General features: G+C 70.0%; 1 protein-coding gene. It reads left to right on the forward strand.

Features of this window, described 5'->3' with window-relative positions; all coding sequences use genetic code 11:
- On the forward strand, positions 1 to 667 hold a 667-nt coding region (locus B1729_RS19550; RefSeq protein ID WP_163634482.1), incomplete at both ends, for an alpha/beta fold hydrolase.

Below are 667 nucleotides of genomic sequence, written 5' to 3' on the forward strand. Positions count from 1 at the left end.
CGGCGGTCCGCTCAACAGCTGGAACGCCTGGAGCTGGCGCTGGGCGCCGCTGCTCGCCGTCGCCCGAGGCTACGCCGTCCTGCTGCCGGATCCGGGGCTCTCCACCGGCTACGGCCTGGACTTCATCGCGCGCGGCTGGAACAGCTGGGGCGACAAGCCCTACACGGACCTGCTCGCGATCACCGACGCCGTCGAGGCCCGCGACGACATCGACCAGACCCGCACGGCGGCGATGGGCGGCTCGTTCGGCGGCTACATGGCCAACTGGGTCGCGGGGCACACCGACCGCTTCCGGGCGATCGTGACGCACGCGAGCCTGTGGGCCCTCGACCAGTTCGCCGGCACCACCGACAGCTCCGAGTACTGGCAGCGGATCTTCACGCCCGAGGCGATGATCGAGCACTCGCCGCACCGGTTCGTGCGCGACATCCGCACCCCGCTCCTCGTCGTGCACGGCGACAAGGACTACCGCGTGCCGATCGGGGAGGGGCTGCGACTGTGGTCGGAGCTCGCCGAGCACCACGCCGACGAAGAGGGGCGCATGCCGCACCGCTTCCTGTACTTCCCCGACGAGAACCATTGGGTGCTCAAGCCTCAGCACGCCGTCATCTGGTACGAGACGGTGTTCGCGTTCCTCGCCGAGCATGTGCGCGGCGAGGAGTTCGAG

The sequence above is a fragment of the Microbacterium sp. B35-04 genome (assembly GCF_010634885.1).
In the GTDB taxonomy this organism is placed as follows: Bacteria; Actinomycetota; Actinomycetes; order Actinomycetales; family Microbacteriaceae; genus Microbacterium.